At 44.0% G+C, this 9,261-nt stretch carries 8 protein-coding genes; 7 read left to right on the top strand and 1 reads right to left on the bottom strand.

Annotated features, from left to right (window positions below):
- Window positions 1-397: 397 nt before the first annotated feature.
- On the bottom strand, window positions 398-1,006 hold the full coding sequence (locus tag D9603_RS16705) for a hypothetical protein (RefSeq protein ID WP_128732171.1): 609 nt from the start codon (window positions 1,004-1,006) through the stop codon (window positions 398-400).
- Between the two features lie 151 nt (window positions 1,007-1,157).
- Here D9603_RS16705 and D9603_RS16700 point away from each other — a divergent pair, with 151 nt between their 5' ends.
- The 7 genes from D9603_RS16700 (at window position 1,158) to D9603_RS22185 (ending at window position 9,111) form a co-directional block, all read left to right on the top strand.
- A complete protein-coding gene (locus tag D9603_RS16700) occupies window positions 1,158-1,526 on the top strand; it encodes a hypothetical protein (RefSeq protein WP_241651696.1) in 369 nt (122 codons plus the stop codon).
- A gap of 115 nt (window positions 1,527-1,641) precedes the next feature.
- Window positions 1,642-2,115, top strand: coding sequence for a DUF411 domain-containing protein (locus D9603_RS16695; RefSeq protein WP_128732170.1), 474 nt, complete (start codon window positions 1,642-1,644; stop codon window positions 2,113-2,115).
- On the top strand, window positions 2,115-3,440 hold the full coding sequence (locus D9603_RS16690) for a TolC family protein (protein ID WP_128732169.1): 1,326 nt from the start codon (window positions 2,115-2,117) through the stop codon (window positions 3,438-3,440). Before D9603_RS16695 ends, D9603_RS16690 begins: the two co-directional genes overlap by 1 nt.
- The gene (locus D9603_RS16685; RefSeq protein ID WP_128732168.1) at window positions 3,430-5,157 is read left to right on the top strand and encodes an efflux RND transporter periplasmic adaptor subunit; all 1,728 of its coding nucleotides are present in this window, start codon (window positions 3,430-3,432) and stop codon (window positions 5,155-5,157) included. Before D9603_RS16690 ends, D9603_RS16685 begins: the two co-directional genes overlap by 11 nt.
- An 11-nt stretch (window positions 5,158-5,168) precedes the next feature.
- Window positions 5,169-8,285, top strand: a complete 3,117-nt coding sequence (locus tag D9603_RS16680; RefSeq protein WP_128732167.1) for an efflux RND transporter permease subunit — start codon at window positions 5,169-5,171, stop codon at window positions 8,283-8,285.
- Between the two features lie 164 nt (window positions 8,286-8,449).
- Window positions 8,450-8,746: a hypothetical protein gene (locus D9603_RS22190; protein WP_241651695.1), complete on the top strand. Its 297-nt coding sequence runs from the start codon at window positions 8,450-8,452 to the stop codon at window positions 8,744-8,746.
- The gene (locus D9603_RS22185; RefSeq protein WP_241651694.1) at window positions 8,743-9,111 is read left to right on the top strand and encodes a hypothetical protein; all 369 of its coding nucleotides are present in this window, start codon (window positions 8,743-8,745) and stop codon (window positions 9,109-9,111) included. Before D9603_RS22190 ends, D9603_RS22185 begins: the two co-directional genes overlap by 4 nt.
- The last annotated feature ends 150 nt before the right edge of the window (window positions 9,112-9,261 follow it).

The following is a 9,261-nucleotide window of genomic DNA, read 5'->3' as shown; positions in this document are numbered from 1 at the left end:
TATTCAGAATCGACTAAATAGCTAATTTCACATCTATAATGAGGATAAGAGAAGGAAAGCTGCTTTTTTAGATTATCATGGAACTTTTTTGGTTCTTAGTGGTCTTGATTTGTACCAAGACCAAAACCAAGATAGAGTATCTTTTGTTAAACAAAGATCACCGCCCTGGTTCGGTTAAGAACTAGGCTTTAAGCTAGGTTTTCACATGCTCTTTCAGTTCTTCGATCTGTACCCTGAGTAAATTTTGAAATGGCAATGCTTTTAAGAACATTCAACCTTACACCGTCTGAAAAAGTGAGATGTATTGAGGTCAGGAGAACCCGAATTACAGTGGGTGTTGGCACGAGAGGAAGCTTCCTTTTGGTATCAAAGGCGCACTTCCTCTTTTAAAACTTCGCTATAAAGAAAATCGATAACTCAGTGTTGCGCTCGCATGGTATTGTCTCATCAGCTCATCATCAAAGTGCCAGCTACAGGTATTTTCTGTCGCAGGATCAAGATCACAAGTAACTTTCGAGCCATTGTTAAGCATTGTTGCTATCCAACGTACTTGCGCTCCAAAATGAAAACCGGCACCTACATCATACTCTAAACCAGTATAAAGACCTGTAGCAAAGAATGTGTCTGAGTCGATAAAGTTAGGATTAACAAAGGTAGCACCAATTTGTGCACCAAGGTAGACATCGAGGTTTTCAGTAAGCGGTCGTACGACAGCACTTTGAAAAAACAAATACTCCATTTCAACTTTGTTGAGTGGGTAGGCTGTTAGCTGAGTTTCGGTTGTACCATAATAAAAGCCATAACGGCCTTGTGGCACATACTTATCGATACTGATCCCAAAATGAGAATCATCCTCTAGTTCGTACTTTTGGTGACGCGAAGTTTCAATATCGCTACTGAATGATTCACCACCATAGATTGATATGCCAAATTCACCAAAGTCGGCTGCGGTTACGACACTGGAAGTCGTCAAAGCCAATGTCGCAGCAAGGGTAACTAATTTCATATATTCTTATCCTTGATCCAGAGTAATGCTTGTGTAATGAGCGCAGAGTATATCAATGATGAAAGAAAATAATAATCCGTAAAGCGTGATTTGCTTGCATTTCTTCACATTGATTTTTATCATTGCGATGTTATTGACTTGGAAAAGCATTTTGCAGCTAATATTACGCATACTTATCACCTTGTTCGTGGTGGCTACTCTTAGTGGTCAAAGCGCTGCTGCGTCTATGGCAGCATGTGAAATGGACAGTACAAATAACGAAGCAAAAACTCACAGCAAACATACGCAGTCTGAACATCATCAAATGATGAGCGCAGAGATGGACTGTTGTGACCCTAAAAGCGCTACGCAGTGCAATGAATGCACCTGTCCAACACACATGTGCTCAACAAATTTAGCTGCTTTTTCCCTAAACGAATGGCTCGCGCTGATCGCGTTACACAGCGATAAACTTAACTTTGTAAGCGGGCAGCTAAGTACTTACCCTCAATCTCTTTATAAGCCACCGATAATCGCCTAGCCACAGGGCAGATCTGCCTTTTTATACTGATTTATATCTATCCATCGGATTAGGTGGTGTTTTTCATAATGTAATTTTCAAGGCTTTTGTGCTTTGAATCATGTGCGAGGTTAGCATGAGGAAACTTTTTCTAATGTTGGTGCTATGGGTAATGAGTGCTGTGGCATACGGTAAATCCCATATTGAACTAGAAGTATTTAAATCCCCAACTTGTGGCTGTTGTGAGCGTTGGCTCAACCATCTCACCGCTCAAGGTATTTCGCATCAGGCGACAGATCTAAACTATTTAGGCTCGCTTAAAAACAAATTTGGTATCAAACAAAATTATCAGTCTTGCCATACTGGTGTTTCTAAAGATGGTTTTGTATTTGAGGGTCATGTACCCGCCAAGTTTATCAAGCGCTTTCTACAAGATGAAACGCTAACACAAGACAGCAATAACATTGGCTTAAGTGTACCAGCAATGCCAATTGGCTCTGTGGGCATGGAAATGGGAGAGCGATTTATGCCATTCCAAGTGTTGTTACTAAAAAAAGATGGCAGCTATGAGGTTTTTGCTGAAGTGAGTCGCTATGAGGAACAGTTCTAATGAAAGTAATCATCTGTGTCCTATTTGCAGCTATTGTGTTTTCTGCTTCGCTGCGAGCAAATACAATGACACTGGAAAATGCAATAAAAGTAGCGATACAACACGATCCTTGGCTTAAATCTAGTAATCATCGACGTTCTGCGATGTTGTCCATGAGTCGTGAGGCGCTAAGCTATCCAGATCCACAAGTAAGCGTCGCTACAATGAACTTACCAGTCGATAGCTGGGAGTTTAACCAAGAGGGCATGACCCAACTTAAAGTGGGTGTCATGCAAATGCTCCCTCGTGGAGATAGTCTTGAAATCAAAAGTACGCAATTAAAACTTAATGCGAATAAGCAGCCGATATTACAACTAGACCGACAAGCTCAGGTACGTCGTGATGTCTCTCTTCTTTGGTTGGATATGGTACAGGCAAAGAAAACGTTATCGTTAATTGAACGCGATAGCGTGCTTTTCGAACAGATGGTTGAAATCGCAAACGCGAGTTACGCTAATGCGGTTGGGCCGACTCGTCAACAAGATGTCATCAGAGCACAGCTCGAGGTTATGCAGCTCGACGATAAACGTTCAGCGGCTTTTCAACAACTTAATACCGCCAAAGCAAAACTTGAGCAATGGTTACTAGATGATTCTCTGTACAATAAAACAACACTACCAATATCTATTGAAGACCACATTACGTTACCTAAGATCCCCTTTTTGGCACCTCAGTTTTTGCGTGAAGGTCATGGTGACAGCCAAACGCTTGTGCAGTATTTAGCACGACACCCACAAGTCGTTGCTGCTGATGTCACGACCTATCAAGCAGAACAAGGTATCAAATTAGCTGAACAAGCTTATAAACCGCAGTTTGCTTTGAACGCAAGTTATGCTTTTCGTGATGATGCGCCAAATAAAATGTCACGCTCTGACTTTTTTAGCGTGGGTGTCTCGTTTGATCTGCCACTCTTCACTGATAGTAAACAAGATCAAGCAAAGGCCGCAGCTATTGCGGAGTTTGAAGCGACTAAGACTGATCGCTTGATAGTGTTAAAGCAACTATTTGCGAATTTGAACGGTGAAATTCAGTCAATTCAACGTTTGCAGCAGCGCCGCTCCCTTTACGAAAAGGCGATTGTGGCACAAAGTGCAGAGCAAGCAGAAGCCGCGTTGACAGCGTATACAAATGACGATGGTGACTTTGCTGAAGTAGTGAGGGCGCGTATTGCCAAATTGAACGCGCAATTATCGGCGCTTGCTATAGATATTGCCTTGCTCAAGGCGGTAGTACGCAGTAATTACTATTTGACCCAAGTTGCCAAGGAGACCACACATGAACAGTAACGTTAAGCTAATACTAGTTGGGGTAGTTACTCTAACATTGGGCATGTTTGTTGGTTTGACTCTATCTACAAATGGCGAGCAAGAGATTGCAACGAATGAGGCGCAGGCCCCACTTTACTGGGTTGCTCCCATGGATCCCAATTATCGCCGTGATAAGCCAGGTAAATCTCCAATGGGCATGGATTTGATCCCTGTATATGAAGAGGAGAGTTCTAATGCTGCCTTTGGTGAGGGGGTTGTGGAGATTGCCCCCCATGTTGAAAACAATATGGGGGTTCGCAAAGCTCTGGTAAGTCGACAGATGATGTCTTATCAAGTTCAGACAGTGGGGTATATCCAATACAATGAAGATAGCTTGGTACACATCCACCCCCGAGTTGAAGGCTGGATTGAAAAGCTTTATGTGAAAGCCGCAGGAGAGGCAGTAAAGCAAGGTGAGCCACTTTACACACTATATTCTCCTCAGCTTGTGAATGCACAAGAGGAATATCTGATCGCACGTAAACGCAATAATAAAGCACTTGTCAGCGCAGCACAGGAGCGTCTTAAGGCGTTACATTTAAGTGAGGAATTTATCAGTACACTAAAACGCACAGGCGAAGTACATCAAAGCATTACTTTTTATGCTCGCCAGTCCGGGGTACTCGACGGCCTACAGATCCGAGAGGGGTTTTATGTAAAGCCAGGTACAACACTCATGAGTATTGCCAAACTAGATGAGATTTGGGTTGAAGCTGATGTATTTGAACGTGATGCAATGCTGGTCGCTCAGGGACAAGCAGTTTCCATGAGGTTGGACTTTTTACCCGGTAGAACGTGGCGAGGGCAAGTTGATTATGTCTACCCCTCACTCAATGAAAAAACACGAACACTCAGAGTCAGGCTCAGATTTGACAATAGTGATGCGTTATTAAAGCCAAATATGTTTGCGCAAGTAACGATTCATGCAGATTCTCGTGATCAGGTATTACAAGTGCCAAGTGAAGCGGTGATCCGTACAGCCAAACAAAACCGTGTTGTCGTTGAAGTTGCACCCGGTAGCTTTAAATCAGTTGCTGTTGAACTAGGGCAAGTCAGTGGTGAAAACATTGAAATCCTCAATGGTCTTAACGAAGGAGACACAATCGTTACGTCAGCCCATTTTTTGATTGATTCCCAATCTAGCATTAACTCTGACTTTATGCGTATGGCGCCAGTTGCTGAGGCTAAGTCTGTTTGGATTGAAGGAGAAATTCAACGCGTGAACTATCAAAGCCGCGTGGTGAATATCGATCATCAACCTGTACCTGAGTGGGAATGGCCCGAAATGGTGATGGATTTTACAGTGGCTGAGAGTGTTGATATTGACGCACTAAATGCAGGACAAGTTTTGCACTTCGAAGCGACAAAACAAGACGATGGCAGTGTATTACTCACAGGTATTCATATTATGTCCGACAGCAGCGAGGATATTGATACACTACCTAGTGCAACTGTCGGTGGTGTGATCAATGCCATTGATATTGATACCCGAGTGTTGAATATTTCTCGCGACGCCATCAAAAAGTGGAACCGCCCAGCGACGACGATGGATTTTGTAGCCGCTCATCATCTTGATTTAAGTCAACTGAAACAAGGGATGGCAATTAGCTTCACCTTTGAAGTAGGTGACGAATTTGTGGTTACTGACATTAAAGCTGCTGATGAGATGTCAGTAAATACACATACAGGTCACTAGGAGCGCGTATTATGATCCAAGCTATCATACGTTGGTCGGTGTATAACCGCTTTTTTGTGGTATTGCTGACCTTAATGACGGTTGGTATTGGGCTATTTACCTTAAAAAATACGCCAGTTGACGCGATCCCAGATCTGTCAGATGTTCAAGTCATTGTAAAAACCCCCTATCCTGGGCAAGCACCACAAGTAGTACAAGACCAGGTAACGTTTCCACTCACCACGGCAATGCTCTCCGTGCCTGGTGCAAAAACGGTAAGGGGCTATTCTTTTTTTGGTGACTCCTATGTGTACGTTATTTTTGATGACAAAACAGACCTTTATTGGGCACGTAGTCGCGTACTTGAGTATCTAAGTCAAGTTGCACCTCAATTACCTGAAGCAGCAAAGCCGCAACTGGGGCCTGATGCTACGGGCGTGGGCTGGGTGTATCTGTATGCGTTAGTAGATAAAACCGGTAAGCACGATATTAGTCAGCTACGCAGCTTGCAAGATTGGTTTTTAAAATTTGAGCTGCAATCGGTTGCTGGTGTATCTGAAGTTGCGCCAATTGGCGGTATGGTTAAACAGTATCAAGTACAGGTTGACCCCAATAAACTGCGTGCTTATGGCATTCCCCTAACCCATATTCAGCAGGCTTTACAGCGTGGAAACCAAGAGTCAGGGGCATCTGTTATTGAAATGGCTGAAGCTGAATACATGGTAACCAGCACAGGATATATTCAAAGTGTTAAAGATATTGAAGCAATACCACTAGGCCAAGCCGTTAAGGGGACTCCACTAACGATTGCGGATGTTGCGTCGGTCAATATTGGGCCACAAATGCGCCGTGGTATAGCGGAGCTTAACGGCGAGGGAGAAGTTGTTGGTGCAGTGGTGGTGATGCGCTTTGGTGAAAACGCGCAAAATACCATAGAGGGTGTTAAACAAAAGCTGGCCCAGTTGCAAAAGAGCTTACCGGAAGGCGTTGAAGTGGTGACCGTTTATGACCGCTCTGAGCTTATCAGCAAAGCCATTGATAACCTTTGGTCCAAGTTGCTCGAAGAGCTAATGGTGGTGGCGTTAGTCTGCGTTGTATTCTTATTCCATATTCGCTCCTCTATTGTTGCGGTGGTCACTCTACCACTGGGGATATTGGTTGCTTTTATCGTGATGTACTTTCAAGGAGTGAATGCCAACATTATGTCCCTTGGTGGCATAGCCATAGCGATTGGGGCGATGACAGATGGCGCAATCGTGATGATTGAAAACATGCACAAGCACATGGAGAAAATGCCGCTCAACGATGAAAACCGCTGGGAAATTGTCGCTAAGTCAGCCTCAGAAGTAGGGCCAGCACTATTTTTTAGTTTGTTGATTATTACAGTGAGCTTTTTACCTGTGTTTATTTTAGAGGCGCAAGAAGGACGTATGTTTGCCCCACTTGCGTATACTAAAACGTATGCGATGGCCGCTTCGGCGGGGCTTGCTATTACCCTTATTCCAGTTTTAATGGGCTACTTTATTCGAGGCAAAGTTGTTCCTGAACACAAAAACCCCGTAAATCGCGTTTTGGTTGGCGCATATACGCCATTGTTGAGGCAAGTTTTACGTTTTCCGAAGCTTACACTTATCGCTGCTACCGCAATTACCATAGTGGGATTCTATCCGATGGATAAAATCGGGAGTGAGTTTATCCCGCCACTGGATGAAGGGGATCTGATGTATATGCCAACCACTTACCCAAGTATTTCCATTGGCAAAGCGAGAGAAATTCTACAGCAAACGGATAAGCTGATTGCGACTGTGCCAGAGGTCAAAAATGTCTTTGGTAAGATTGGCCGCGCGGAAACGGCCACCGACCCTGCACCATTGACTATGATTGAAACCTTTATTCAATTAAAACCCAAAGACCAGTGGCGTGAGGGGATGACCACTGAAAAGCTAAAAGCTGAACTTGATAAACTCGTACAATTCCCCGGATTGACCAATGCTTGGGTAATGCCAATTAAAACCCGTATTGATATGCTCGCAACGGGAATAAAAACGCCAGTGGGCATAAAAGTAGCAGGTCCAGACTTAGATACCATTCAGCGTATTGGTCAGGACATTGAGCGCATACTGAACAAAGTAGAGGGCACTGCCTCTGTCTATTCAGAGCGGGTAGCTGGCGGACGTTACGTTAAAATTGATATTCAGCGTGATAAGGCCGCGCGATTTGGGTTAAACATTGCTGATGTGCAACAGGTCGTCGCAACTGCAATTGGCGGGATGGACGTGACGCAAACTGTGGAAGGCCAAGAGCGCTATCCGGTGAGTTTACGCTACCCTCAAGACTTACGAAATTCCCCTGAAGCGTTAAAGCAGCTCCCGATTGTGACGGCTGAAGGACTGAATATTGCCCTTGGTGACGTTGCGACCATTTATATTGAAAATGGCCCGCCCGGTATCAAAAGTGAAAACGCGAGAATAAACGGATGGACATTTATTGACTTAGATGGGGTAGACATTGGTAGTTACGTGGACACGGCTAAGCAAGTGCTGAATGAACAGCTGGAGCTGCCAGCAGGCTACTCCATCAGCTGGGCAGGGCAATACGAATATATGGAACGTGCGAAAGCAAAATTAGCCTATGTGGTGCCACTTACACTTGGGATCATCGTTGTTCTACTCTATGTAAACTTTAGAAGGTTGAGTGAAGTGGCGATTATCATGGCAACGTTACCAATGGCCATGATAGGTGGGCTGTGGTTACTATACCTAGAGGGGTTTAACTTTTCTGTCGCGGTTGGGGTCGGTTTTATTGCACTGGCAGGTGTCGCGGTTGAAATAGGGGTAATAATGCTGGTGTATCTCAATCAAGCTATAAGTGAACTGAAAGAAAAACAACAGATTATGACTCCTGAGGCTATAAATAACGCCATTTTAGAAGGGGCGGGTAAGCGCATTCGCCCGGTTATGATGACAGTGGCGACCATTATCATTGGACTATTACCTATCCTTTACGGCTCAGGTACAGGCTCTGAAGTAATGAGTCGCATTGCTGCGCCTATGGTTGGTGGTATGGCTAGTGCACTTTTGCTCACTTTGATTGTGTTACCAGCAGTTTATATGCTGATGATCCGCTGGAGAGAGAAAGTGGCTGGCTAATCGGTAGCGGAAAAAGTTTGCCTTAAGTGCGCTAATATGAGGGGTTTGAACGGCAAACTTTTAGCTACAAGAGCCGGTAACTGTGGTTAAGAGGCTAAAGTCTTAACCACATTTCCTTGGCGCACTTATTGCTTTATAAGTGTGTCAATTACCAAGGAGTGTATATGTATATTCAAAATTCAGCGTATTCGCCAGTGTATAGTTCGCGTAAACAAATTGGTGATGCGAGTAACAACACCATAGAAGGTCAAGGATTTGCCAACCCCGTGGCAAAAAGTTCGGAAACAAACTCTTTTATGGCAGCTGCAAAAGCGGTTCAAGAAAAGGCGTCGAACAATCCGCAATCGATTTATCTTGTCAAGCATTTTGAGCAAGCTGAAAAAATAGCCCATGAGTCCTTAGTCAGCTCAAGCCATAAAGTCGCAGTCGTGAATATAACATTGAGATGTATCGCGAAATGATGACGAATATTGTGGAAATGCCTATAGAAGTAGAGATTGCACCAGAGGAAATGAATCAAGCTCTGTTATTCAACCATTTAGGGTTAGATTTTAAAGAGTATAAAACTATTTCTGTGCGCTCTGAGCTGTTTTCTATGCTTGAGCAAAAAGTGGATCAGGACAGTACACTACTCAAGTCAGATAAAGCGAAGTTAACAGCTATTATTGCAGATATGCAAGACCGACTGGAAGCCGCGCAAGCAGCGCTGCTTGAAGGCGAAGATGTTGCTGAGCGCCTGCAAGACAGTAAAAAAGCTATCTATGACTCTTATGAGCAGCTTAAACTGGGTAAGGTAAGTCAGCGAGACTTACTTGCGGCTTTATAAGTCAATCTGAGTTAGCTTATTATTTTTAAATCTCAGGCTGAATTAGCATGTGGCTTGCTGAGTCACGCTATCAGACCTGGGTGCCTCAAAGTGTGTTTAATCACAATGATCCGAAGCTTAGTTAACCCGAGATCGGTTTAAGCCATCAGT

It is taken from the genome of Pseudoalteromonas sp. PS5, from assembly GCF_004103255.1.
GTDB classification, from domain to species: Bacteria; Pseudomonadota; Gammaproteobacteria; order Enterobacterales; family Alteromonadaceae; genus Pseudoalteromonas; species Pseudoalteromonas peptidolytica.
The sequence above is the reverse complement of the archived record's forward strand: the minus strand, read 5'-3'. Positions and strand labels throughout refer to the sequence as shown.